The organism is Paenibacillus mobilis, from assembly GCF_058267595.1.
Genome location: NZ_JBZCMS010000003.1, coordinates 47,603 through 71,181, shown reverse-complemented (window position 1 = coordinate 71,181; position 23,579 = coordinate 47,603). Strand labels below are relative to the sequence as shown.

Annotated in this window: 21 protein-coding genes; 2 read left to right on the top strand and 19 right to left on the bottom strand. The window is 52.7% G+C overall.

Translation table 11 applies throughout. The features are described 5' to 3' along the window. Positions 1-73: 73 nt before the first annotated feature. From AC3ZPD_RS06675 to AC3ZPD_RS06665, 3 genes are all read right to left on the bottom strand, one after another. Positions 74-1,657 carry a peptidoglycan DD-metalloendopeptidase family protein gene (locus AC3ZPD_RS06675; protein WP_490983500.1) on the bottom strand — a complete coding sequence of 528 codons (1,584 nt, stop codon included), beginning with the start codon at positions 1,655-1,657 and terminating at the stop codon, positions 74-76. Positions 1,658-1,928: 271 nt separating this feature from the next. Continuing rightward, complete coding sequence (locus AC3ZPD_RS06670) at positions 1,929-2,771, bottom strand: hypothetical protein (RefSeq protein WP_490983499.1); 843 nt, start codon at positions 2,769-2,771, stop codon at positions 1,929-1,931. 283 nt (positions 2,772-3,054) lie between these two features. Then, positions 3,055-4,047, bottom strand: a complete 993-nt coding sequence (locus AC3ZPD_RS06665; protein WP_490983498.1) for an acrylyl-CoA reductase family protein — start codon at positions 4,045-4,047, stop codon at positions 3,055-3,057. A gap of 126 nt (positions 4,048-4,173) precedes the next feature. On the opposite strand from AC3ZPD_RS06665, the gene AC3ZPD_RS06660 reads away from it, so the two are divergent. Together AC3ZPD_RS06660 and AC3ZPD_RS06655 are read left to right on the top strand one after the other, a co-directional pair. Then, positions 4,174-4,779, top strand: a complete 606-nt coding sequence (locus AC3ZPD_RS06660) for a TetR/AcrR family transcriptional regulator (protein ID WP_490983497.1) — start codon at positions 4,174-4,176, stop codon at positions 4,777-4,779. A 98-nt stretch (positions 4,780-4,877) separates the two neighbouring features. Then, positions 4,878-5,810 (top strand): hypothetical protein, encoded by a 933-nt coding sequence (locus tag AC3ZPD_RS06655; protein ID WP_490983496.1) that lies wholly within the window; start codon positions 4,878-4,880, stop codon positions 5,808-5,810. A 148-nt stretch (positions 5,811-5,958) separates the two neighbouring features. Here the strand turns inward: AC3ZPD_RS06655 and AC3ZPD_RS06650 are convergent, their stop codons facing one another. The 16 genes from AC3ZPD_RS06650 to AC3ZPD_RS06575 form a co-directional block, all read right to left on the bottom strand. After that, positions 5,959-6,378: a MerR family transcriptional regulator gene (locus AC3ZPD_RS06650; protein WP_490983495.1), complete on the bottom strand. Its 420-nt coding sequence runs from the start codon at positions 6,376-6,378 to the stop codon at positions 5,959-5,961. 33 nt (positions 6,379-6,411) lie between these two features. After that, complete coding sequence (locus tag AC3ZPD_RS06645) at positions 6,412-7,182, bottom strand: SDR family oxidoreductase (RefSeq protein ID WP_490983494.1); 771 nt, start codon at positions 7,180-7,182, stop codon at positions 6,412-6,414. A gap of 338 nt (positions 7,183-7,520) precedes the next feature. Continuing rightward, entirely contained in the window at positions 7,521-8,573 is a 1,053-nt protein-coding gene (locus tag AC3ZPD_RS06640; protein WP_490983493.1) for a Glu/Leu/Phe/Val family dehydrogenase, read from the bottom strand. A gap of 216 nt (positions 8,574-8,789) precedes the next feature. Further along, positions 8,790-10,076 (bottom strand): adenylosuccinate synthase, encoded by a 1,287-nt coding sequence (locus AC3ZPD_RS06635; protein WP_490983492.1) that lies wholly within the window; start codon positions 10,074-10,076, stop codon positions 8,790-8,792. Between the two features lie 358 nt (positions 10,077-10,434). Further along, the gene (gene dnaB, locus AC3ZPD_RS06630; protein WP_490983491.1) at positions 10,435-11,796 is read right to left on the bottom strand and encodes a replicative DNA helicase; all 1,362 of its coding nucleotides are present in this window, start codon (positions 11,794-11,796) and stop codon (positions 10,435-10,437) included. 1 nt (position 11,797) lies between these two features. After that, positions 11,798-12,244, bottom strand: coding sequence for a 50S ribosomal protein L9 (gene rplI, locus AC3ZPD_RS06625; RefSeq protein WP_490983490.1), 447 nt, complete (start codon positions 12,242-12,244; stop codon positions 11,798-11,800). Beyond that, complete coding sequence (locus tag AC3ZPD_RS06620) at positions 12,241-14,217, bottom strand: DHH family phosphoesterase (protein WP_490983489.1); 1,977 nt, start codon at positions 14,215-14,217, stop codon at positions 12,241-12,243. Before AC3ZPD_RS06620 ends, rplI begins: the two co-directional genes overlap by 4 nt. A gap of 12 nt (positions 14,218-14,229) precedes the next feature. Then, positions 14,230-15,153, bottom strand: coding sequence for a DUF2232 domain-containing protein (locus AC3ZPD_RS06615; protein WP_490983488.1), 924 nt, complete (start codon positions 15,151-15,153; stop codon positions 14,230-14,232). Continuing rightward, the gene (locus AC3ZPD_RS06610) at positions 15,150-15,452 is read right to left on the bottom strand and encodes a MazG-like family protein (RefSeq protein WP_490983487.1); all 303 of its coding nucleotides are present in this window, start codon (positions 15,450-15,452) and stop codon (positions 15,150-15,152) included. The genes AC3ZPD_RS06615 and AC3ZPD_RS06610 overlap by 4 nt, the downstream gene beginning before the upstream one ends. 121 nt (positions 15,453-15,573) lie before the next feature. After that, positions 15,574-15,996: a CBS domain-containing protein gene (locus AC3ZPD_RS06605; protein WP_490983486.1), complete on the bottom strand. Its 423-nt coding sequence runs from the start codon at positions 15,994-15,996 to the stop codon at positions 15,574-15,576. Positions 15,997-16,167: 171 nt separating this feature from the next. After that, positions 16,168-17,181, bottom strand: a complete 1,014-nt coding sequence (locus AC3ZPD_RS06600; protein WP_490983876.1) for an LCP family protein — start codon at positions 17,179-17,181, stop codon at positions 16,168-16,170. Between the two features lie 197 nt (positions 17,182-17,378). After that, a complete protein-coding gene (locus tag AC3ZPD_RS06595; RefSeq protein WP_490983485.1) occupies positions 17,379-18,416 on the bottom strand; it encodes an ABC transporter ATP-binding protein in 1,038 nt (345 codons plus the stop codon). Continuing rightward, a complete protein-coding gene (locus AC3ZPD_RS06590) occupies positions 18,413-19,438 on the bottom strand; it encodes an ABC transporter ATP-binding protein (RefSeq protein ID WP_490983484.1) in 1,026 nt (341 codons plus the stop codon). Before AC3ZPD_RS06590 ends, AC3ZPD_RS06595 begins: the two co-directional genes overlap by 4 nt. Further along, complete coding sequence (locus AC3ZPD_RS06585) at positions 19,405-20,415, bottom strand: ABC transporter permease (RefSeq protein ID WP_490983483.1); 1,011 nt, start codon at positions 20,413-20,415, stop codon at positions 19,405-19,407. The genes AC3ZPD_RS06590 and AC3ZPD_RS06585 overlap by 34 nt, the downstream gene beginning before the upstream one ends. After that, the gene (locus AC3ZPD_RS06580) at positions 20,412-21,383 is read right to left on the bottom strand and encodes an ABC transporter permease (RefSeq protein ID WP_490983482.1); all 972 of its coding nucleotides are present in this window, start codon (positions 21,381-21,383) and stop codon (positions 20,412-20,414) included. Before AC3ZPD_RS06580 ends, AC3ZPD_RS06585 begins: the two co-directional genes overlap by 4 nt. Before the next feature lie 128 nt (positions 21,384-21,511). Beyond that, a complete protein-coding gene (locus AC3ZPD_RS06575) occupies positions 21,512-23,251 on the bottom strand; it encodes a peptide-binding protein (RefSeq protein ID WP_490983481.1) in 1,740 nt (579 codons plus the stop codon). Positions 23,252-23,579 lie beyond the last annotated feature (328 nt).

Below are 23,579 nucleotides of genomic sequence, written 5' to 3'. Positions count from 1 at the left end.
AAATGCTTTAAAAATCCCTGATCCGGACGCAGAAAAACCACCCGCCGGCGGCGGATGGTTTTATCCATAGGAATTAGTCCAAATATTTCGTAGGGTTTTGCAGCTCCCCGTTTTTATGAATTTCAAAATGCAAATGCGTGCCAGTGGAATGGCCCGTACTGCCCATGACGCCGATTTTGTCGCCTTGGCTGACGCGCTCGCCGGTGCTCACGCTGATTTTGCTGAGGTGTCCGTACAACGTTTCATAACCGCTAGCATGTTTGATCACGATACAGTTGCCGTAACCGGTTTTAACGCCGGTAAAGGTTACCTCGCCGTCCGCCGCTGCCCGGATCGTATAATTGGAGGATACCATGTCGATGCCTTTATGCATCTCTCCCCAACGGGTTCCGAAAGGACTGGTGATCGTCGGCGAAGAAACCGGCCAAGCGAACATATAGGAAGCCGAAGAAGCGGAGGTTTTCTTCGCTTTGGCCGAAGCCGTAACGATTTTTTTCGTGCCTTTGACAATGATTTTAGGAGCGGTTGGTTTGGTTACCGTCTGTCCGATAAAGGCTTTGCTGACCACCTTGCCGTTTTCTTTAACGACCTGGTAGTTCATGATTTTACTGCCGTGCGCCCCCGGAGAAGCGATGACGGTTTTGCCTTCGGCCAGCGCCGAATTGGTGCGGGTCACGACAGGCGGCTCGGTTACGACCGATTCATAAGCCCGTTCGACCGACTGCACGGTCACCGTGTGGTCGGCTTTTTTAATATTCAGCTGCTCGCCGATCTGCATCTTCAGCTCGGAAAGGCCCGGATTCAGCGCAAAAATTTCCTTCTGCGTCGTGCCCATCCGTTTGGCGATCGCGGAGATGGTATCTCCTTCTTTCACCGTATAAGTGACCGACTGCTCTTTGTCCTGCAGAAGCCGTTTGGCGGCCTCTTCCACCGATTCAATCTTGTCGGCGCTGCCGGAATACGGCTCCGCTGCGATGTTCTCGACAAATTTAACCGATTCGACCTGCGGGGCCGCGGAACCGGAAGCAGCTTTGGCGGAAACGGCAGAGGAAGCCGAAGCTGCGGCCGTCGATTTTGTTTTGCCCAAAGGCGCCGGAGCAGTCGTGCCGCTGGCCGAAAGCTTCTTCAGTTCGACCGAACCGGTTTGAAGCGGCACGGAGGCCGGAACGTAACGGTTCTTCACTTGATTAAGGACCTCTGCGGCGGCTTCCTCATCTTTAACGACCGCGACGGTCTGGCCGTCGATTTTGATTCCTACGCCTTCAGCGTGGTAAGGCAGCAGCTTTTCCAGCTTGTCCAGGGTAGCTTCGCTGTCCACATCCGCTTTGTATTCCTTCTGCAGCTCCGTGATTACGCCGTCCGTCTGCAGGACAATGTTGGCCTCCGGATATTGCTGTTCCAGCTCGGATTGCCTCGCTTTAAAGGCTTTATCCAGCATGGAAGCTGTTTTGACGGCGCCGATTTCCTCGCCTTTATAGTAGACATGGTAGTAAGGGACTTTGTTGGCTTCGACGTATTGATGACCGGCAAGGAAAATGCCGCCGGCCAGCAGGAGAGTACCTGCTGAGAGTATGATTCTTCTCGATTTCATCAAATTCTTTAACAATGACTGGGTTTGGTCCTTTTGAACAGCTTGCTCTTGATTCAGATCGTCCATCTTGCTCTCCTTCACCCTGAAACTGGCCTGTCAAACCTGGCTCTAAACCGTTACATTCGACAAAAAATAGTTTCAAAATTTTAACCTTTTTTACACTATGCTAACTTTAACATAGGCTCGGGAGACATTTCAACTTTGTTCACAAATGCAAAAAACCCGCGTAAACCGCGGGTTTGAAATAACGGAGTTCTTTTTTTCTAAAAAAAGGGTTTTCCATAAGCCTCTTCATCTTTTAATAAAGAGTTTACGAATCTTTCGTGAACTTCCGTCTTTATTTAAGAATTTCGAGCATTTTCGCGTAATCGTCTTTGCTTAAATATTTCGATAGAATCTGCTGAATATCGATGAGCTCGCTTTCCGTCAATCCACCCTCCATCGCCGACGTAATTTTCTGCATTTCGTCCTCCGGCAGCTTGTTCATCAGCATCGAAAAAACTTCCTCTTTCTCATCGGCCGGAATTTCGTCCTTCTTGGCCGACAGCTGGTCCGGCGTAACCACCGGATCTTCAGACGCGCCCCCGTCCCCTGCCTCCGGCGAATCGATGCCGCTGCCCATAACCGGCAGAGCGCTGTCCGGCGCCGAGCTGCTTTGTCCGCCGGATCCGCCGCTTTCCGAACCTCCTGAACCGCTCGTTTGGCTAGTTTCACTCGTCTCTGGGCTGCTGCCGGAAGTGGAGCCCGAACCCTGTGCTCCCCCCGTCGTTCCCGGGTCGGACATTACGCCGCCGCCAGCTTCATCATCCGTTTCTGCGCTCGAATCTCCGTCATTCATATCGTTGTTCGTATCGCTGCTCGTATCGCTATTCGTTCCGCTGACCCCTTCGTTATCAATCGCTGCCGGATCTGAACCGTTACCGGAATCTTCCCCGTCTGCCGTTCCCAGCGCCGTCCGGCTCTCCGGCTCCTGCCCATCCGCAGGCCCCGTTGACGGACCGCTCCATCCCAGCCTCAGCACTTCGCTTAATCCTGAGGGCTGCCCTTCCCATTTGATATTCATGCTGCCCAGCAAAGATTGGACGTAAGCGTTGACGACCAGCCCGGACGTCAGTACGGTCAAAGCGCATACCAGTAGTGTCCCGGCCGCCCCCAGCATAATGCGGTAAACCCATTTCATGTTCTATTTCCTCCTTATGAAGCCAGTTAATAGATTACTGCCGCAAACAACCCCAAATGATAATGGCCTGGCGTTCGGTGGTAACCAGTATGCCCTTTGAAGACCGGATTTCTACCTTTTCTACTAAAAACTTCGTAAAAAAAAGCCCACCCGGACGCTCTTATGCGCCAGAGAAGGCCTTCCTGATATCAACTTTAAGCTTTGGCTTTGGCTGTAGCTTTGGCTTTTAGCCTTAGTTCTCAGCCGTTCTTATTCCCTCTTCAAAAATCCGCCGGTCTCTCCCCTACTCCATCTTCACCAGGATCCGGCCCCGCGTCCGCGATTTCAAAATGTCTTCCAGCGCCTGCGGCAGCCTCTCCAGCGTAACTTCGCTGCTGATCAGCAGCTCCATATCCGCGGGCTTCAAATCGCCGCCCATCCGTTCCCATAACTTCACCCGAATATCGTAGGGACAATAAACCGAGTCAATGCCAAGCAGGTTCACCCCGCGTAAAATAAACGGCATCACTGTCGTCGGCACCGCCGCCCCGCCGGTCAGGCCGCTTACCGCCACCGAACCGCGGTAGGCGATCCGGCTGAGGATCGCGGCCAGCGTTTTGCCGCCCACCGGGTCTACCGCCGCCTGCCACAGCTGTTTGTTCAGCGGCTTCGGCTTGTCTCCGTCCTCCTCCAGCCGCGGAATAACTTCGGAAGCGCCCAGCGCTTTCAGGTAATCCGCTTCCGAAGCCTGGCCCGTACTGGCGGCAACCTCATACCCTTTGACGCTCAGCATGGCCACAGCCGCAGCCCCCACCCCGCCGGTAGCTCCGGTTACCAGGACTTTGCCAAGCCCGGGGGTTACGCCGTTCTCCTCCAGCCGCTGAATGGACAAGGCGGCCGTAAAACCGGCCGTGCCATAAATCATCGCTTCTTTCAGATCGATCCCTTCCGGCAGCGGTACTACCCACTCGCCCGGAATCCGCGCAAATTCGCTGAATCCCCCGAAATGAGAAACGCCGATGCCGTAGCTGGTTGCAATGACCGGCTGCCCCGGCTTAAAACGTTCGTCCGTAGATGAAACTACGTATCCGGACAGGTCAATGCCCGGGATGAACGGGTATGTCTTCAGAATATTTCCGTTCAGAATGCTGGCAAGTCCGTCTTTATAGTTGACGCTGGAATAAGCCACCTGGATGAGCACCTCGCCCTCGGGCAGGTCGGCCAGGCTGACCGTTTTTACCCCCACCCTGAAGCTATCTTCATTCTCAACGACCAAAGCTTTAAAGGTTTCCGACATCTTCATTCCCTCCTTAGGTACTTTCAGTCTATATTTTTTATGCTGACCGGTCAACTTTTTTTGATGCGCTCGCTCCGTCCTATGCTATAATACTCGTAATTCATTTATGCTGGAGGATGCTTCCTTATGGCCCGATACAAGAAATCGGAGGAAAAAACGAAACAGCTCCTGCAGGCGGCCTTCCAGGCCGTTGCCGAGCTCGGATACGACTCCGTCACGCTGCAGCATATCGCCGATTATGCCGAAGTCAGCAAAGGGGTCGTCCATTATTATTTTGAAAATAAAGAAGCCGTGCTCACCGCCCTGCTGGAGTGGCTGACCACGAGCATTTACGATAAAGAGCTGGCGGCCGTCGAACAGGTCGAAGGGGCTTTGCCGAAGCTGGACGCCTATCTGGACGCCGTGTTTGCGGGACCGGACAAAAACCGCAAATTTTACCGCGTTTATCTCGATTTTTTGGCCCGCGCCAGCCGGATCCCGACCTTCCGGGAGATCAACAGCCGCTTCTACGCAAACTGCGCCTCGATCAGCAAACGGATCATAGAAGATGGGCAGCGCGAAGGCGTCTTCGGCGGTTTCATCCAGGCTGAACAGGCTGCTCCGGCCCTGCGGGCCGTCATTGACGGCTGCCTGATCCAATGGCTCATGTCCGACCGGGACGAGCTGCATGCGGAATTTAAGCAGCGCTGCCGGGAAGCTGTGTTGAAAATGCTGGATTACACCCGAACATAACGGATCTCCATGGCCCTCTATTATGAACAAACCGCCATGATCCAGCCATATCATTTCTCACTGCAGCCTGTTTAACTCTAAAGAAAGGGGAAGCCGCCATGAATCTATTTAAGAGGAGAGTCCGCATCCCTTACGCCAAGATTCGCAATGCCAATACGCTCCGGAACCATTCGACCAAAAATGACTGGCCGTATTGGGAAGGCTACCGGGAACAAATCCGGCAGGTGCTGGAGCAGGCACTGGCCTATGACCGGCCCGGGTCCGGGAACGGGCATCTTCTGCTGCTTGGCGCCGGGAACGGGAACGATGTGCCCGTCTCATATATTGAGTCTTTTTTTGAACGGATTACGATCGTGGATATTGATGAACAAGCGCTCGACCGTTTCCTCGCCAAAGCCGAACAGCCGGGGAAATTCACCAAAGCGGTTCTCGACCTGAGCGGCATCGGGAACGAGGTCCATTCGCTGGAGGATTTGAAGCGGAAGGCAGCCTCGCTGAGCCCGTCCGTTGATTTTTCAAGGCTGAACCCGCCTTTTGACGTCATCATGAACCTCTGCTTTTCGTCGCAGCTGATTTCGGCTTTCTTCTACAAGGAGAACAGCAAAAGTTTGTATACGCCCAAATTCGGCGCCCAATTGGACCGGCTGATCGAACGGATTCATGTGAATATTTTTGAAGGCCTGTACGATCGGCTGGCGGATCAGGGGTTGATCATTCATCTGACCGACGTCCTGATGCTCCAGAAGCTGAAAGAAACGGGCAGCAGCAGTCCGGCTAAAGTTATGGCGGAGGAGCTGACCCAGGGCCGGATCAGGGACCACCTGAATCGGATTCACGAACACCTGCCGGAGTTTGCCGGACGGGGTTTATGCCTGCCCGCAGCTTTTGCGCATTTGCAGCCGCCAATTTTGGAGCTGTTCAAGCTTCAGGCGGAATTTGCATTGCTGTGGGATTTTGTGGACGATGGCCACGAAGACAGGGATTATTTTGTAACTGCGCATGTGCTGCAGAAGATGCCAAATAAAAAATGAGGGACATTGGGGACATTGGGGGCATTCGGAATATAGAGATCATGAAGGAGATAGAGGACAACCTGCAGTACGAACTGCCTTTCTGAACAAAAAGGGACAAGCAGGATTACAGCCTGCTCGTCCCTCTTCTTCCCTCTTCCTCCGCCTCTTATTCACCGGGGAGAATGCAATTCGGATCGTCAAGATCCGGGTTCCGGGAAATTTCCTTGTAATGCTCGATTTTGTAATCAATCACTCGTTCGATTTCGTTCAGCCGGGCGATTTCATCTCTGATTTTCTGCTTATGCTGCTCCAGGATAGACAACCTGACGGATACCCCCTCGGAGCCCTGATCGGCAAGCTCCCGGTACCGCTTCATCTCCCCGATCGTCATCCCCGTTGCCTTTAACCGGATTAAAAAAATAATGCCCCGGATCTGATCCCGGGTGTAAACCCGATGACCGTTCCGTTTTCGGTCGGCATACGGCAGCAGGCCGATTTTTTCATAATACCGTATGGTATCCTCCGTTAAACCCGTTAGTTCCGCGGCTTGTTTGATAGAGGTTACGATTTCCGGAATTTCCTGCATGGGATGTCCTTCCTCCTTGCTGTTTTCTCTTACTTACCAGGGCAATGTCCCGTTTTCATCAAAGAAGCCGCCTGTCGGCCCGTCCTCCTCCAGGGTAGCTAGACGAACGATCACCTTAGCCGCCTGATCGACAGAACGGTAACCGCTGCGGCGGTTCAAGTCGGTCGAGGTGTAGCCGGGGTCGGCCGCATTGATTTTCAGGGACGAATCCTTAAACTCTTTCGCCAGCATGACGGTTAAGGCGTTTACCGCCGTTTTGGAGCTATTGTAAGCCAAGAGATTAAAACGGGCAAATTCGGATTCCGGATCGCTGTTCAGGGTTAACGAGCCCAAACCGCTGGAAACATTCACGATTCTGCCGGACGGGGACCGGCCGAGCAAGGGAATCATCATTTGGGTGACGGCAACCATGCCGAAAAAATTCGTTTCGAAGGTCGCTTTTAATGCGGCCGGATCGGTTTGGCTCGGGGTTACCCCCCTCTCCAAAGAAACGCCGGCATTGTTAATCAAAACGTCCAGCGACCGAGACTGCTCGCCGATTCTCCGGCCTGCCGCTTCGATCGTTTCCCGGTCTGTCACGTCCAATAAAACAGGACGGGCATCCAGGCCTTCCTGCACCAATTTTGCTGCGGCTTCCTTTCCCTTCTCCTCGCTGCGGGCTCCAAGCCAAATCGTGAACCCCTCGGCTCCCAGCTGTCTGGCCGTTTCGTAGCCGATGCCTTTGTTTCCGCCGGTAATCAGGACGGACCTCCCGCTGCGGCCTGTACGGGCCGATTGGATCTTTCCTTTTTCCTGGTCTGGCATAATTTTACCCCTTTTCACTATAAATTATGGAGCTGACACGTTGACTGTACAACTTGGAGCATGCTCCAAGTCAAATGGGTTTTTGGTAGGAAATTTGCGGAATTCGCTGAACGGACTTAAACGCAGAAAACCTCCCGAAGAGCGAAGCAGAGAGCTTCGATACTCAGGAGGTTTGGGACTGCACAAAACAGGCTGCAACGGAGGATTTAGTTGGGCAGAAAGCGATACAAAGCAGCAGGAAGCAGCAAAAAAACTGCCGGCCAAAAAGGCCAAATAGGGCGGGCGAGGGTGCCTGGCCTTGCCGAAGCAGCCGCCGACAAGCAGGCGCGGCAGAAAATTTACGGCTGCAGCCTGGCCGCCAGCTTGGCTTCAGCCAGCTGGCCTGCCGCCTGCGCCGTGTTCAGGCCGGCGCTGCGGGCCAGGCGGTACACATCGGCCAATGTAGGGCCGATGGTCTCGACGCGGCGCCGGATGTCCTCGGCGCCGCTTCCCGCCAGCTCCAACGCCGTGGCGATAATGCCGCCGGCGTTGATGGCATAATCCGGGGCATACAGAATGCCCCGGGCTTTCAGCTCAGCGGCCGCCTCCGGCGCGGCCAGCTGATTATTTGCCGCGCCGGCCACCACGCGGCACGAGAGCTGCGCCAGCACCCGGCGGTCCAGCACGCCGCCGAGTGCGCATGGCGCAAACACCTCGCAGTCCTGCGCATAGATCGCGCCCGGCGATACCGCCGACGCGCCGAATTCGCGGACTGCCTGATCTGTGAGCGCTCCGTTCACGTCGCTCACGAGCAGCTCCGCCCCCGCCTTCCGCAGATACCGGCAAAGGGCATAGCCCACTTTGCCGAGTCCCTGGACGGCGACTCTTTTTCCCGCCAGCGACCGGCTGCCCTCCGCTTCCTGCAAAGAGGCCTCGATACCCAAATAAACGCCGTAGGCGGTCATCTCGGCCGTATAATTGCCGCTACCGCCCAGCGTGCCGGTCATGTCGGTGACATAAGACGTTTCCTGAGCAATGGAATCCATATCCTGCACGGTGGTGCCCAGATCTACCCCGGTGACGTACCGCCCCTTCAGCCGCTGCAGGAACCGGCCGAACGAACGGAACATCGCTTCCGATTTGTCCTTGGACGGGTCGCCCCAAATCACGGCTTTCCCGCCGCCGTAAGGCAGTCCGGAGATGGCCGATTTGTAGGTCATGCTCCGCGCCAGCTTCATCGCGTCCGTCAGCGCTTCCTCTTCGGAAGCGTAGTCCCACATCCGGCAGCCGCCGAGTGCCGGCCCGGCCAACGTATTGTGCAGCACAATGACGGCTTTCAGCCCGTTTTCCGGGTCGCTTGCAAAAATAATCTCCTCAAATTCCCCGGCCCCCATCGCTTCCCAAACCTGCATCCCTTTCATCTCCTTGTTCTCGCTGATGAAGCCACAGCTGAATCGATTCATTGACTATCAGTGTATTCGGCGAGTAAAGGGCAGGTCCGTAGCAGCGCCTAGGAGCAGGTAAATATACCTGACATTACATGACGTCCATATCCAATAGGCAAATAGGCCAAAAAAAGCCGCAGCCTCTCTATTCAGAAAGACTACGGCCTCTATCACTAAAATTTCTTAAATATAAATCGGCAATACTTGATTTGTCTGCTCGCGGTTACGGCCTACGGAGAAGATCGCGATCGGAATCCCGGTCAACTCGGACACGCGTTCCACGTAGCGGCGGGTGTTTTCCGGCAAATCAGCCAGTGTTTTAGCACTGGAAATGTCTTCGGACCAGCCTGGCAGCTCTTCATATACCGCTTCGCATTCGCCAAGCATTTTGAGGCTCGACGGGTAATGCGTGATCACTTCGCCGCGGTATTTGTAGCCGGTGCAAATTTTTACCGTTTCCAGTCCGGTCAATACGTCCAACGAGTTCAGGGACAGGCCCGTCAAACCGCTGACGCGGCGGGCATGACGGACCACCACGCTGTCGAACCAGCCTACGCGGCGCGCTCGGCCGGTTACGGTGCCGTACTCATGGCCCGTTTCGCGGATTTGATCGCCGACGGCGTCAAACAGCTCGGTCGGGAACGGACCGTCGCCTACGCGGGTCGTGTAGGCTTTTGCAACGCCAATTACCTGCTGAATCTTGGACGGGCCAACGCCGGAACCGATGCAGACGCCGCCGGCCGACGGGTTGGAAGAGGTTACAAACGGATAAGTACCTTGGTCGATATCCAGCATCACGCCTTGAGCCCCTTCGAACAGCACCTTGCGGTCCTCGTCGATGGCGTCGTTCAACACAACCGAAGTATCCGTCACGTACGAGCGAATCTGCTCGGCATAGTCTAGGTATTTCTTCAGCGTGTCTTCCACGTCCAGCGGCTCGGCGCCGTAAACCTGCTGGATGATATGATTTTTCTCCGCCATCAGATGGCGAAGTTTAAGTTCGAATTCTTCCGCATCCATCAGATCGGAGATCCGGATGCCCGTGCGAGCCGCTTTATCCATGTAAGCCGGACCGATCCCTTTGCGGGTCGTGCCGATTTTGTTCGGCCCTTTGCGGTCTTCCTCCAGCGCGTCCAGCACCATATGGTAAGGCATGATCACATGTGCGCGGTCGCTGATTTTCAAATTGTTGGTCGTAAATCCGTTCTCGTGAATGTACGCGATCTCCTGAAGCAGCGCCTCCGGATTGATCACCATCCCGTTGCCGATTACGCAAAGTTTATCTTCATAAAAAACACCCGACGGAATAAGGCTCAGCTTGTACTTCTTCCCGTCAATCAGTATTGTGTGGCCAGCATTGTTACCGCCTTGGTAGCGCGCCACCACATCTGCGCTCTCTGCCAGATAATCCGTAATTTTGCCTTTACCTTCGTCTCCCCACTGCGTTCCCACAACAACTACTGTCGACATGTACATACCTCCGCGAATGCTTAATCGCATCTAATTTTTCACACAAGTCCATTCATATAACTCCATGACAAGACAAAAGAATCCTGAAGCAGTCTCTTGCCCCGGTATTCTCCTGCATGCATAGAGAAAAACTTTAACGCTTTAACTGCCACCCTCGGGCAGCAATTTCAGTGTACCAGTCCCCGTTTTTAAAGTCAAATTAAAAAGCGAACATTCTAAGGCCAAGTGTTGCCATTGTTCGGAAATACATGTCATTTTCCTGCCTAAATGTGACCATTAGACCAAATGAATGGCGAGTAGAAGCTGCCGGTTATGTTCATGATTTCCCGGAAAATAAAAACGGGCCTGACAATGATCGTCAGCCCGCAAATGCATCGGTATGCGCCCGCTCATAATTGGCGAACTTGTTATAGTTTTTCAAGAACACCAGCTCCACGGTTCCTACAGGGCCGTTACGCTGTTTGGCGATGATGATCTCGATGATGTTTTTCTTTTCGGTTTCCTGGTTGTAGTAGTCGTCCCGGTACAGGAACGATACGATGTCGGCATCCTGCTCGATAGAGCCGGATTCCCGAAGGTCGGACATCATCGGACGTTTGTCCTGACGCTGCTCTACGCCCCGGGAGAGCTGGGACAAGGCGATGACGGGAACCTCAAGCTCACGCGCAATCTGCTTGAGCGTACGCGAGATTTCCGAAACTTCCTGCTGCCGGTTTTCGCCCGCTTTGCCGCGGCCGTGGATGAGCTGCAGGTAGTCGATCACGATCATGCCCAGGCCGCGTTCCTTCTTAAGGCGGCGGCATTTGGCGCGGATATCGGCCACCGTCACGCCCGGCGTATCGTCAATGTAAATTTCCGCTTCGGAAAGAGCGGCAATCCCCATCGTCAGCTTCGACCAATCGTCGTCGCTTTTGATGTCGCCTGTCCGCATGACGTTCGCGTCCAGATTCGCTTCGGCGCAAATCATCCGCTGTACGAGCTGGGCCGCGCTCATCTCCAGACTGAATATGGCGACCGTCTCTTTGCCCCGTACCGCCGCATTTTGGGCGATATTGAGGGCAAAGGCGGTTTTACCTACGGAAGGACGGGCCGCTACAATGATCAGGTCGGAGCGCTGGAAGCCGGAGGTCATCCGGTCCAGATCAACAAAACCGGAGGAAACCCCGGTGGTGCTCCCCCGGTTCTGGTGAAGCGTCTCAACCTTCTCGAACACCTCCATCAGCACGTCGCGGATGGCGATAAATCCGCTGCCGGAGCGGCGGTTGGAAATTTCCAGGATCCGGCGCTCCGCATCGCTGAGCAGGTCGCCGACATCTTCGCCGCCTGTGTAGCCGTCGCTGACGATTTGCGTAGCCGTCCGGATCAGACGGCGCATCATCGACTTCTCTTCGATAATGCGGGCGTAATAATCCACGTTGGCTGCCGTTGGCACAGCATGGGCAAGCTTGGCCAAATAGCTGACCCCGCCGATATTTTCAAGCTGGCCCTTGTCCTGAAGCCGGGCCGTGAGGGTCACCAGGTCAATCGGTTTACCCTCTTCGCCCAGCTCGACCATGGTTTCGTAGATCAGCTGATGGCCCGTATTGTAAAAATCCTCATCCCGCACGCGTTCCATCGCGGTGATGAGGGCTTCGGACTGGAGCAGGATCGCGCCAAGCACGGCTTGCTCGGCCTCCAGATTCTGCGGCGGGATCCGGTCAATAAACAGATCTCCGCCCATTTTATTCCTCCACGACGTGTACCTTCATCGTCGATTTCACGTCCGGGTGAAGCTTCACCGGCACCTGGGTTACGCCCAAAGTACGGATCGGGTCCTGCATTTCAATTTTGCGTTTGTCGATTTTGATGCCGTGTTCCTTCTCGAGCGCTTCAGCAACCTGTTTGCTGGTAATGGCGCCGAACAGACGGCCGCCTTCACCGGCTTTTGCTTTCAGATTAACCGTTGTTTCTTCCAGCTTTTTGCCGAGTGCCACGGCGTCTTCTTTCTCCTGGGCTTTGCGTTTTTGCTCGGACTGGTTTTGCATTTCCTGAATTTTCACGTTCCCGTCCGTGGCGAGCTTCACGACGCCCCGCGGAATCAGGAAGTTTTGCGCATAACCTTCGGATACCTCTTTGATTTCCCCTTTTTTGCCTTGGCCTTTCATATCTTTCAGAAAAATAACCTTCATTCGAATAACCCCTCTTCCTTATCTATGGATTCCAGCACGGCCAGGAGTTTCTCCTCGGCTTCCGCCTGGGTGCCCTCCAACTGGGCCGCTGCATTCGTTAAATGACCGCCGCCGCCAAGCCGCTCCATCACTACCTGAACGTTCATGCCGCCCAGCGAGCGGGCGCTGATGCCGATCAGACCGTCCGGGCGTTCGCTAATCACGAAGGAGGCGAGTACGTTGGTCATATTGAGCAGCGTATCGGCCACCTGGGCAATCAGCAGCTGCGGCAGCTTGCGGTTCGGCTCCGTCACCGCGAGGGCGACATGCCCGTAAATCATGCGTGCATGCTTAATGATTTCGGCTTTTTCAATGTATTCCTGCAGGTCTTCCTTCAAAATCCGCTGCACCATTACCGTATCGGCACCGCTTCGCCGCAGGAATCCCGCTGCTTCAAAGGTACGTGATCCAGTATGAAGCGCAAAATGTTTGGTGTCCACGGTAATGCCTGCCAGCAGGGAGGTAGCCTCCAGCGGACTGAGCTGAACCTTCTCATGGATGTACTGCAACAGCTCGGTAACGAGCTCGCAGGCTGAAGAAGCGTAAGGCTCTAGATATACCAGCACTGCATCGTTAATGAACTCCTCGCCGCGGCGGTGGTGATCCACCACCACGACACGTCTTGCACGTTCTACAATCCGGGGCTCGATTGTCATGGAGCCTTTATGCGTATCGACGACGACGAGCAGCGTGTGTTCGGTCATCATCTCCAGCGCCAGCTCCGGCGTAATGAACCGCTTGGCCAGCGGCTCATCCTGCTTGATCCGCTCCATCAGCCGGTCGATGCCCGGATTGCTGCCTTCCAGCACGATATGGGCCTCCACCTTGTACTGATCGGCGGCTTTCATCACGCCGATCGATGCCCCGATCACGTCCATATCGGGCGTTTTGTGGCCCATGATAATAACGCGGTCGCTTTCCTGCATCAAATCGCGCAGCGCGTGCGCAATGACGCGGGCACGGACCCGCGTCCGCTTCTCAACGGCGTTCGACTTGCCGCCGTAAAAGGACAAACGCTGACCGGCTTTCACCGCAGCCTGGTCGCCCCCGCGGCCGAGCGCCATGTCCAGACTCGACTGGGCCAATTCGCCCAGCTCGCTGATATGCTCGGTCCCAAAAGCCAGGCCGATGCTCAGCGTCACCGGCACCTTGAGATCCGCGGTCATCTCGCGGACTTCATCCAAGATGACAAAACGGCTCTGCTCCATCTCCTGCAGCGCTTGATGGTCGAGCATCATCAAATACCGCTCGGACGACAACCGCCGCAAATAAACCCGGTATTGCTTCGCCCAATCGGTCAGCAGCGTCGTCATACGCGCAATCAGCGCTGAGCGCTGCTGGTCGTCCATGCCCTGGGATGCCTCGTCCAGGTTATCCAGCATCACGATCCCCAGCGCAAGACGCTCATTGTCATAACGCTCGCGCAGAATCGCAAACTCCGTAATATCCTGAAAATAAATCAGCCGTTCCTCAGGTACTATAGTTAAACGATAAAATCGGTCGTTAACCATCACTTCCACCACGGAAGCAGCTTGCTCCTGCTCTTTGCGGCCCAGCTGCGGGAGCTGGGGCAGCAGCTCCTGAAGAGGCTGATTCACAACCGTATTCCGGTTAAACACGCCGGAAATAAACCGGTTATGCCATTCAATCGTCCTGTCCTCGCTGTACAAAATAATACCGAAAGGCAGCCTGCCGATCGCTTCGCCTTCCACCCGTTTGATCCGGTAGGTCAAATCGGTCACATAGTTGACCAGATCGCTCCGAAATCTTCTTTCCGATTTCAGCATCGTAAAAGCCAGGACGCACACCAGAACCAAACCAACCAGGCCAAGCGCCCAGTTGTACACCGAAATAAAAATCACCAACAAAAGCAGCAGGGCAAAGGCCCAAACCGACTGATAGCCGTGCCATCTTTTTTGCAATAATTTAGGCATGCCTTCTCACCCTTATCGTCCAGATCTGGAAATCTTGTCTCGAAGCGGGAATAAAATATCCAATATGCCTATAATCCGCAGGGGCTGAAAAAACAACATGACGATAATAAGCACAATCGGAATTAATGCATTCCACTTACGCTCATAGGCAAAGAAGAAAAAGAAACTTGCCGTCTGAACCATAAAACAGAATCCAAGCATCGGGATGATGTTCAACAGCACGGTGCTAAGAAACCCTGAGCCGCTTCCCACAAACATGCTTATCAGCAGCGCCACCAGGTAATACCAGACCAAAGAACGGGGAAGTTTCCACGTTCTGAGCGGCTGAAGTTTAGGAACGACCTGTCCCAGGCTGGCAAGCGTCGGCCGGGCAAGTGCGTGCGCCACCCATGCAATAACAAGCGAGCAAACCGAAAGCGTAAACGGAAGCAGTCTGACCGTCAGCTGAGACAGCTGTTCAATCGTATCGGCCGTCCAGCCCATGGAGCCTGCTACGGTTTCGCCCGACATTCCCTCTAGAGGGGCAGCCGTCAGATTGAAGGTGCTTTCAATCAATTCCGACAAGTTGAAATCAAACAGGGCTTTGCTGACTAGAAGCAGGAGCAGAAACTCGACCAAAATCGTCCCCGCCCCGATGGCAATAGCCTTAAAGGCAGCCGCTCTGCGCTTGTAAGCGAGCCCCATCAGAATCGACGGAATCAGGAAAAAGACGGATAACATCACATAAGCCGGACCGGCCAGCCAAGCTACAATAATAAGCACAGGTATAACGTGTACGATAAACGAACGAACCGGCAGCAGCGTAAACAGCACCAAACCCGGCAACAGCATAAAAAAGGATGTAATCACAATCAGTGGAGATTTTAAAGACAGGAGCAGCAGCAGATACACGATGCTCCAGGCGATGGATGTCCAGCGCAATTTCAATATGTTCACCTCTTACGCATATGTTCTTCCAGCATGGAAATATCCTGATACCAATCCTCCAGCTGGTGTCCTTCTTGTTTGTGTTTTTTCAGTTTCTCTACAATGCTTGCATCGAGGTCCCCATAAGAAATCCCCAATCGGCGGCCTAAAATATAGCAGCTGACCACCAGACTGGCCAAGCTGTCCACCACTTTAAGAGTGCTTCCCTCCCATAATGATTTAAACAATCGGGATACGTGGTCCACAACCTCCGTTTTCAGCCACTCAATGACCTTGGCACGTTTGGCTACATCCATTTCTTTATGCATGTTTAGAGAACGCTCCTTTTCTCCAGAGGGAACAAGCTTTATTTCCCGATTATAACATAAATGCCGGATGCTAAAGAAGTCGCTTGCCTTTGCAATCGCCATACTCCCCAAGGGTTTCCCTTTATCGGGACTGGGATTCCTTGGTTACGTATTTTTCGCAATATTCAATGATCTGGCTGCGGCGCACAATCCCGATAAACCGGTTGCGGTCGTCCACCACAGGCACAAAATTCTGCACTTTAGCCAGGTTGATCAAATCCTCCATGTCCGAATCGATGCGGACAGGTTTATTATGCACGCGCAGCGGCACGTCCTTCAGCAAAAATTTCGAAGCATTCTCAAAATGGACGCGGCCGTTAGAATTTTTCATGTACCAGAGCAAATCGCCTTCCGTGACCGTTCCCACGTATTCGCCTTCCTTATCAATAATGGGCACCGCCGTATACCTGTGGTGTTCCATTCGCTCCAGCGTCTGCCTGAGCGTCGAATCCATCGTCACTGCGGCTACTTCGCTTTTCGGAAGTAAAAAAAATGCAATATTCATAAAAAAAGTGCCTCCCTGACTTCTTCCGTTCTTGCTTTTATTTAAAATTTTTGGATTATCGGCTTTAGTTAAAAATCGGCAGCCGATCCCGGACTGCCGAAGTTCATTAGCTTCACCACTAATTTTACTATATATCTATGAGCGCTCTTGAGCAAACATTCAGTTCCGGGACTACGCGTCCGGCAGTAGAAGCTGCTCGGCAGGCGTATCCGGATCCGACCAGCTTTCAATCATTTGTTTGGCAAAAGTCAAATCCTCTTCATTAGCGATGTCATAATAAATGTTATCGATCCGTTTTCCATCCCCCATAATCGTAAAACTGCTGATTTGAGGGCGTTCTCCTGTCAGCAGCTGCTTCGACAAGTCAATGATCAGGGAAGGCGGCATGTCCGTCTTAAAATTTTTCCCCATAATCTCCATAAGCTGCGGAATTTTTGATACCTGATTCAGGCTCAGCACCCGGTCGACAAAAGCATTCAGAAAAATCTGATGGCGTTTGGTTCGTTCAAAATCGCTGTCTTCCCTGTAGCGGACGTAATTTAAGGCATCAACACCGTCATAAATCGGCTGGTTGGCTTTAATGGTAAACTTCTCGTGATCGGCCTGCTTATTGACGATATCCTTCGTGATCGGCAGCTCTACGCCGCCAAGCGCATCCACGACTTCTTTAAGGCCGTTAAAGTTAATGGCCGCATAATTCGCAATCTTCGCTCCAAGCAAATGCTCCACCGTATCTTCGGCCATTTGGGCTCCGCCAAAAGCATAGGCATGGGTAATCTTGTCTTTTTTATCTTTGCCTATAATGTCTACGTAGGTATCACGCGGAATCGAAACAAGAAGAACCCGGGACTCTTCCGGCCTGACCACGGTATAAATGATCGTATCCGATCGGGCAGGCTCATCGTTTCTCTGGTCCACTCCCAGCAGCAGCAAAGAGACTGGTTCCCTTTTAGCAGGTTTAACAGGCTCCGACTCCACCGGATGAGCTTCCTCTTGTTCCAGCGGCTCGTACGATCTGGCCAACTGCTTCTCTACGCTGCCGGACAGAAACATATCAAAGGCCGCCAAGGCCAGCGGTTTACGGAACACATACGCCCCTCCTCCGGCAACGATCAATACCAGCAGGACGATGCCCGCTTTCCGCCAAGCTGTGCGCTTCTTTTTGCGCTCGCTCCTTTTCTTCATCATATTCCCCCAAGCTGCAATGTCGCTGCAGACAAATGGATCATGATCATGTCCGCGGTCTATTTTTATCAGACTTATTTCTATTGTAGCTTCTACCGGCCTATTAGCAAACCCAAAAAAGAGAGAGGTCCGGCTCCTCCAAACCGGAAGATCAGACCTCTTATTCTCATCCTATTAAAATGACTTGGCATCTGCTATTAGGCGCCCGCCGCTCCTGGCTCCAACGGGAAATGGCACGCCACTTGCCGTCCCGGAACGATTTCGGCCAGCTGCGGCTCCTCTTTGGAGCATTTCTCCTGCGCGAAAGGACAACGGGTATGAAAACGGCAGCCCGAAGGTGGATTCGCCGGTGAAGGCACATCGCCCTGAAGCACAACCCGCTCCCTTTTCCGACCAGGCGTAGGCTTCGGAATCGCAGACAGCAGCGCAGCCGTATAAGGATGCAGCGGAGCGGCAAACAGCGTTTCCGTCTCCCCTACCTCAACCAGCTTGCCCAGATACATGACGCCGACCCGGTCGGAAATATGACGGACCACATTCAGACCGTGCGCGATAAACAGAAACGTAAGCCCCAGTTCACGCTGCAGCTTCATTAGCAGGTTAATGACCTGCGATTGAACGGAAACGTCCAAGGCCGACACCGCTTCATCCGCCACGATGAACTTCGGATTCAGGGCAATGGCACGGGCAATCCCGATCCGCTGCCGCTGGCCCCCGGAAAATTCATGCGGGTAACGGTACCGCCGGCTGGCGTCCAAGCCCACAAGCTCCATAAGCTCTACGACTCTTTCATCTATCTGTTTTGCCGACATATTGCGATGAACCTTCAGAGGTTCGCCGATAATATCCTTGACTAAAAATCTCGGATTCAGGGAACCAAACGGATCCTGAAAAATAATCTGCAATTCTTCCCGCAGCTTGCGAAGTTCCTGACCGCCCAGGGAATGGATATCCCGGCCGTTGTAGATGACTTCGCCGTCCGTGGCCCCTTGCAGCCTCAGGATAACCCGGCCGAGCGTCGATTTCCCGCAGCCCGATTCTCCCACAAGACCAAAGGTTTCGCCTTTGCGGATCGACAAGGATACGTCGTCTACCGCTTTCACATGGCCGACAACCCGGCTCAAAAGCCCTTTATGAATCGGGAAATATTTCTTAATTCCGCGAATATCAACCAGAACTTCATCCGACTTCGGCTTTGCTGCTTCCGTCTCCAAGTTTGCTGTTTCGAATATCATGCCGGTTTCACCTCGTCTTTGCCGCTATTGCCGCTCTTCAATACCGGTTTATCTTCGAATAACCAGCAAGCGGCGCGGTGGTCATCGCTGATCATAAATTCAGGCGGTTCCTGCTGCCGGCATTTCTCCATCGCATGAGGACAGCGTGGATTGAAGCGGCAGCCGGTAGGCAGCTGTCCGATCGGCGGGATCGTTCCGCGGATCGTATACAATTCCCCTCCCCGCGTTCCTTCAAAGCCCGGAATGGACTGCAGCAGCCCAACCGTATACGGGTGGCTCGGCTCATTAAAAATTTCCTCGACCGGCCCTTCTTCCACGATAGCTCCGGCGTACATTACCGCTACGCGGTCCGCCATTTCAGCCGCTACCCCCATATCGTGGGTAATCAGCAAAATGGACATGCCCAGCTCGGACTGCAGCTTCCGCAGCAGATCGAGAATTTGTGCCTGCACCGTCACGTCAAGCGCGGTCGTCGGTTCGTCGGCAATCAGCAGCTCGGGATTGCAGGCCAATGCGATAGCGATAACTACCCGTTGACACATCCCGCCTGACAACTCGTGGGGATATTGTTTGGCGCGGATTTCCGGCGCCGGGATGCCCACCAGCTTAAGCAAATCAACGGCCTGCTTCCAAGCCTCATCCCCGTTTTTCCCTTGGTGCAGCCGCAGGCTCTCCGCGATTTGCTCGCCTACGGTGAACACCGGATTCAACGCGGACATAGGGTCCTGAAAAATCATCGCAATTTGATTGCCGCGGATACTCCGCATCTCTTCCTGCTTCTTCAACGTTAAATCCTGGCCGTGGAATTGAATGTTTCCTTCCATAATAAGGCCGCCGGCATAATCCAGGAGCCGCATAACGGCGAGTGAAGTTACGCTTTTGCCGCTGCCCGACTCGCCGACCAAACAAACGGTTTGCCCTTTATCCAATGCAAGCGAGATTCGATCCGTAGCTTTTACGACCCCATTTTCCGTTAAAAAGCCTGTTGTCAATTTCCGGATTTCGAGTAATTTCTCCGCCATTTAGCCAGCCTCCTCCGGGATTTGTTCGCGTTCTGTCTTGGGTCCAGCGCATCGCGGATACCGTCGCCGATAAAGTTGACGGCCAACACGACAATTAGAATGCACAGGCCGGGATAGACAGCCTGCCATTTATCGATCAGCATAAATTCCTGCGCGTTGCTCAGCATCAATCCCCAGCTGGTCTGCGGCGCCTGAATGCCAAGACCGAGATAAGACAAGGCGGATTCGCTCAATATCGCAGATCCTACCATTAAAGTTGCATTGACGATGATCGGGAAGGTGGAGTTGCGAAGCAAATGCCGGAAAATGATTCCGCCGTTCGATACCCCAATCGCTCTTGCCGCTTCCACATACTGCATTTCCCTGAGCTGCAGGAAATTCCCTCTGACCAGACGGGCGATGCTCATCCAGCTCGTAAAAGCCAAAATCAGAATCATGTATTCGATTTTCGAGCCAAAGATCGCCAGCACTAGAATGTTGAGGAACAACGTTGGCACCGAGTTCATCACATCGACAATCCGCATGAACACCGTATCGATCCAACCTTTGAAATATCCTGAAATCGCTCCGATGATTGAACCAATAATTACGGAAGCAAAAGCAACCGAAAATCCGATTGTCAACGAGATCCGAGCACTGTACAGAAGTCTCGTAAAGATATCCCGTCCCAGCTCATCGGTTCCCAGCAAATGGTTTGGCGAACCCGCCTTCAAGTTGGCGTACATTAAGTCTATTTTTGCCGGATCATACTGGGCAATTACGGGCGCAAACAGCGCCAAAAGAATAAATATCAATAACACCACAAGACCGGTCATCGCATACGGATTACGCGAGAATTTTTTCCACAGCGTGAGCCAAGGTCCCGGCGGTCTTTTCGCAGGGATCGCTGCTGTAGACTCCTCGGGAGAGAACGGCTCTTTAGGGGCTAACGGTTCCGGGGATGAACCCACCGGAATCTGTACATTCAAATCGCTCATGCAGCTTTCCCCCCTTTAGCGCCCAATTTTACCCTTGGATCGACAATCGCGTACAGAATATCCGCGAGTAGATTGCCGATAATTACCACTACAGCCGTTATAATCGTGATCGCCATCAGCACAGAATATTCTCTGGCGGTCGCCATTTCGACGTAAAGTCTGCCCATGCCGGGCCAGTTAAACACGTTTTCAGTAAGCGCCGCACCCGCTACGAGGATAGGCAAATCAAGCCCCAAAATCGTAATAATCGGAATTAAGGCATTGCGCAATGCATGACGGAAAACAACTTTTCCTTCCTTAACGCCTTTAGCTCTTGCCGTTCGGATATAATCCATTTCCAGCACCTCAAGCATGCTGGCGCGAGCATATTTAATGTAGGAAGCAAGAAATCCTAACGATAACACGCTAACCGGGAGCACCAAATGCAGTAATAAATCGCCTATACTTCCGTCTTTCCCTCTGGAATGCATGTCCGAAAGGGGCAGCCAGTCGAGCCCTAATGAAAACCACTGCTGCAGCAATATCCCGAACCAAAAGGTCGGCATGGCGAAACCAATATAAGAAATAAATGAAGCCGTTTGATCAGATAATCCGTATTCTCTAGTACTGTTGTAAATCCCCCAAGGAAGGGCAATGATCAGCGTCAGCACCCAAGCTGCGCCCATCAGGATAAGCGTATTGCCGATGCGTGGCCATAACAATTGGCCTACAGGCAGATGATTTTTGAACGTGTATCCAAGATCGCCGTGCAGCAAGCCGCCAACCCAATGAATGTATTGAACAGGCAGAGGCTGGTCAAGTCCAAGATTGTGTCTCTGCTGCTCAAACGCCTCCGGTGATAGTCCCGGAGAAAGCATAACTTGGGTTGGTCCCCCCGGAGCGGCGTGAATGAGAAGAAACGTAACGATCGTTATCAAAATAATAACCAGCACCGATTGCAGCAAGCGACGGATCAGATATTCTGTCATTGTTTGTCCTCCTACATGAATAAAGGCCAAAACTACGGGGCAAGTTTCCCTCTAAAAAAGGGGGAAAGAGAAAGAGATCGCTCTCTTTCCCTATCCCGAAGCTCTATTCCCTGTATCCGTTCTTTTCCTTATTCGGTTACCCACCAGTTGATCAGATGGAAGTAGTAGCCGTAAGCCAATGAAGGTTCTGGGCTGTCTTCTTCATTCCAATGTACTCGTGGTCCGGCACCAATGGCGTTGCCGTATTGATACAAGAAGATGTAAGGCAAGTCAGCAGAGATCTGTTTAGCCACTTCTTTATAAACTTCTTGGCGTTTGGATTGATCCGTTGTGGAATACCCGTCTACCCAAAGCTTGTCGATGGCTTCATTTTTATACCAGCCGGTGTTTTGACCTGCAGGCGGGAAGTACTTGGAGGAGAAAATGCTCTCAGCATCCGGATCCGGTGTCAAAGACCAGCCGAGCAAAATGGCTTGATATTTACCCGGGTTGATGTTTTGATCGATCCAGGCCGAGAAGTCAATCGCTTTCGGCGTTACTTCGATACCCACGTCTTTCAGGTTTTGCTGGATAACGGCAGCTACTTGTTCGCGGCGGCTGTTGCCCGAGTTATACTGGAGCTCGAAAGAGAAACGATGTCCGTCTTTGGTAAGGATTCCGTCTTTACCAGCTACCCAGCCGTCTTCGGCCAACAGCTGCTTAGCTTTTTCGGAATCATAGGCGTAGTTTACGGCTGCTTCTTTCGGGTCAGCCCAAGTATCCGGCAGGAACGGCGCGTTCATCAGCTTGCCGACGCCTTTCAGGATATTGTCGACCATACCTTGACGGTTGAGTGCATAAGCAATTGCCTGTCTTGTCTTTTGGCTTTGGAACACATCGTAGTTGTCCGGGAAGTTCTTCGGATCGAAGTTAAATCCGATAAATTCGTAGGACTGGCCTGGTTTTTGAATAATATTAATATCTTTATTAGCTTTAACGGCATCAACCTGTGTTACAGGAATCGCACTTACATGATCAGCATCGCCCTTGAGAAGAGCTTGCACTTCAGTGTTCTGGTCGGCATAAATTTTGTAAACGATTTGTTTAATGTGAGGTTTTGTGGCTCCCCAATAGTTTGGATCGGCATCCAGCGTATGGCTCTCGCCTTGCTTCCAGGAAGTCCATTTCCAAGGACCGTTGGTTACCGTTTTAGCCGGGTCCGTACCGAAAGCATTCTTTTGGAGTTCTTTTACAGGAACATCCTTAAGAATATGAGCAGGTACAAGCGGAGTAGTCAATGTGTACTGGAACGGAGCGTACACTTGTTTTAGAGTAATCGTTACTGTAAGATCGTCAACCTTTGTCACTTTATCTACTTTATCAAAGGAGCTGATTGAAGGTGCCCCAGTATCCGGATTACGGATAGTATCAAAGGTGTAGACAATGTCATCCGCGGTTACCGGCTGGCCGTCACTCCATTTGGCCGTATCCTTCAATTTCACCGTATAGGTCAAACCGTCAGCGGAAATTTCCGGCTTGTCGGCTGCGAGAGACCAAGGCTCGGCGACTACGTTGCCGCCGCGATCCACGTCCAGCAGGTTGGCGAAAATGAATTGAGACACATCGCCGGAAGAAGTATCCCCAACGAAAATAGGGTTAAGATTAACAATATCGGAGAAAGTTGCAAGCACGATCGAACCGCCATCCACTGGCTGATCGCTAGGCGTCGACGCATCCGAGGAGGTCGAGGCATCTGAGGAAGCTGTGCTCTCGGCGGGCGCCGAAGAGTTAGAACCGGCACTGTTATTGGTGCTGCAACCCGTAAACAAAATGCCTACCAGAGACAAAATCAATAGAACGGACCATAAACTTTTTTTCTTAGATACCATGTTTAATGATTCCTCCTTAGTAAATAGATCGATGAAAACATTACGTTGCGCCAGCTTGCTTCTGTACTGGCCATGCTTCCAAATCTCCCCCTTCAATACTTTCCATCCGAAGCTCTAACTGCTCTGCTCCCCTCTTCCTCTTTCGTCTGGATCTGCCGGAACTCAGTCCGATAGGATCCGTTAAAGCTAAAATATATTATCAAGATAATATATCCCTATGGGGTGGACTTGCCTTTCATGTCATTTAATTTAACACTTTAAAACAAACCTGAATACTTGGTATTAAGTTGCCGACGAATACTCCTGCCATTTATTCCTCTCTTCATAC

What these genes read in the sequence shown, in the direction of transcription:
- AC3ZPD_RS06675 (WP_490983500.1), bottom strand. Translation starts at nt 1,657, where the DNA reads ATGGACGATCTGAATCAAGAGCAAGCTGTTCAAAAGGACCAAACCCAG.
- AC3ZPD_RS06670 (WP_490983499.1), bottom strand. Translation starts at nt 2,771, where the DNA reads ATGAAATGGGTTTACCGCATTATGCTGGGGGCGGCCGGGACACTACTG.
- AC3ZPD_RS06665 (WP_490983498.1), bottom strand. Translation starts at nt 4,047, where the DNA reads ATGTCGGAAACCTTTAAAGCTTTGGTCGTTGAGAATGAAGATAGCTTC.
- AC3ZPD_RS06660 (WP_490983497.1), top strand. Translation starts at nt 4,174, where the DNA reads ATGGCCCGATACAAGAAATCGGAGGAAAAAACGAAACAGCTCCTGCAG.
- AC3ZPD_RS06655 (WP_490983496.1), top strand. Translation starts at nt 4,878, where the DNA reads ATGAATCTATTTAAGAGGAGAGTCCGCATCCCTTACGCCAAGATTCGC.
- AC3ZPD_RS06650 (WP_490983495.1), bottom strand. Translation starts at nt 6,378, where the DNA reads ATGCAGGAAATTCCGGAAATCGTAACCTCTATCAAACAAGCCGCGGAA.
- AC3ZPD_RS06645 (WP_490983494.1), bottom strand. Translation starts at nt 7,182, where the DNA reads ATGCCAGACCAGGAAAAAGGAAAGATCCAATCGGCCCGTACAGGCCGC.
- AC3ZPD_RS06640 (WP_490983493.1), bottom strand. Translation starts at nt 8,573, where the DNA reads ATGCAGGTTTGGGAAGCGATGGGGGCCGGGGAATTTGAGGAGATTATT.
- AC3ZPD_RS06635 (WP_490983492.1), bottom strand. Translation starts at nt 10,076, where the DNA reads ATGTCGACAGTAGTTGTTGTGGGAACGCAGTGGGGAGACGAAGGTAAA.
- dnaB (WP_490983491.1), bottom strand. Translation starts at nt 11,796, where the DNA reads ATGGGCGGAGATCTGTTTATTGACCGGATCCCGCCGCAGAATCTGGAG.
- rplI (WP_490983490.1), bottom strand. Translation starts at nt 12,244, where the DNA reads ATGAAGGTTATTTTTCTGAAAGATATGAAAGGCCAAGGCAAAAAAGGG.
- AC3ZPD_RS06620 (WP_490983489.1), bottom strand. Translation starts at nt 14,217, where the DNA reads ATGCCTAAATTATTGCAAAAAAGATGGCACGGCTATCAGTCGGTTTGG.
- AC3ZPD_RS06610 (WP_490983487.1), bottom strand. Translation starts at nt 15,452, where the DNA reads ATGCATAAAGAAATGGATGTAGCCAAACGTGCCAAGGTCATTGAGTGG.
- AC3ZPD_RS06605 (WP_490983486.1), bottom strand. Translation starts at nt 15,996, where the DNA reads ATGAATATTGCATTTTTTTTACTTCCGAAAAGCGAAGTAGCCGCAGTG.
- AC3ZPD_RS06600 (WP_490983876.1), bottom strand. Translation starts at nt 17,181, where the DNA reads ATGAAGAAAAGGAGCGAGCGCAAAAAGAAGCGCACAGCTTGGCGGAAA.
- AC3ZPD_RS06595 (WP_490983485.1), bottom strand. Translation starts at nt 18,416, where the DNA reads ATGATATTCGAAACAGCAAACTTGGAGACGGAAGCAGCAAAGCCGAAG.
- AC3ZPD_RS06590 (WP_490983484.1), bottom strand. Translation starts at nt 19,438, where the DNA reads ATGGCGGAGAAATTACTCGAAATCCGGAAATTGACAACAGGCTTTTTA.
- AC3ZPD_RS06585 (WP_490983483.1), bottom strand. Translation starts at nt 20,415, where the DNA reads ATGAGCGATTTGAATGTACAGATTCCGGTGGGTTCATCCCCGGAACCG.
- AC3ZPD_RS06580 (WP_490983482.1), bottom strand. Translation starts at nt 21,383, where the DNA reads ATGACAGAATATCTGATCCGTCGCTTGCTGCAATCGGTGCTGGTTATT.
- AC3ZPD_RS06575 (WP_490983481.1), bottom strand. Translation starts at nt 23,251, where the DNA reads ATGGTATCTAAGAAAAAAAGTTTATGGTCCGTTCTATTGATTTTGTCT.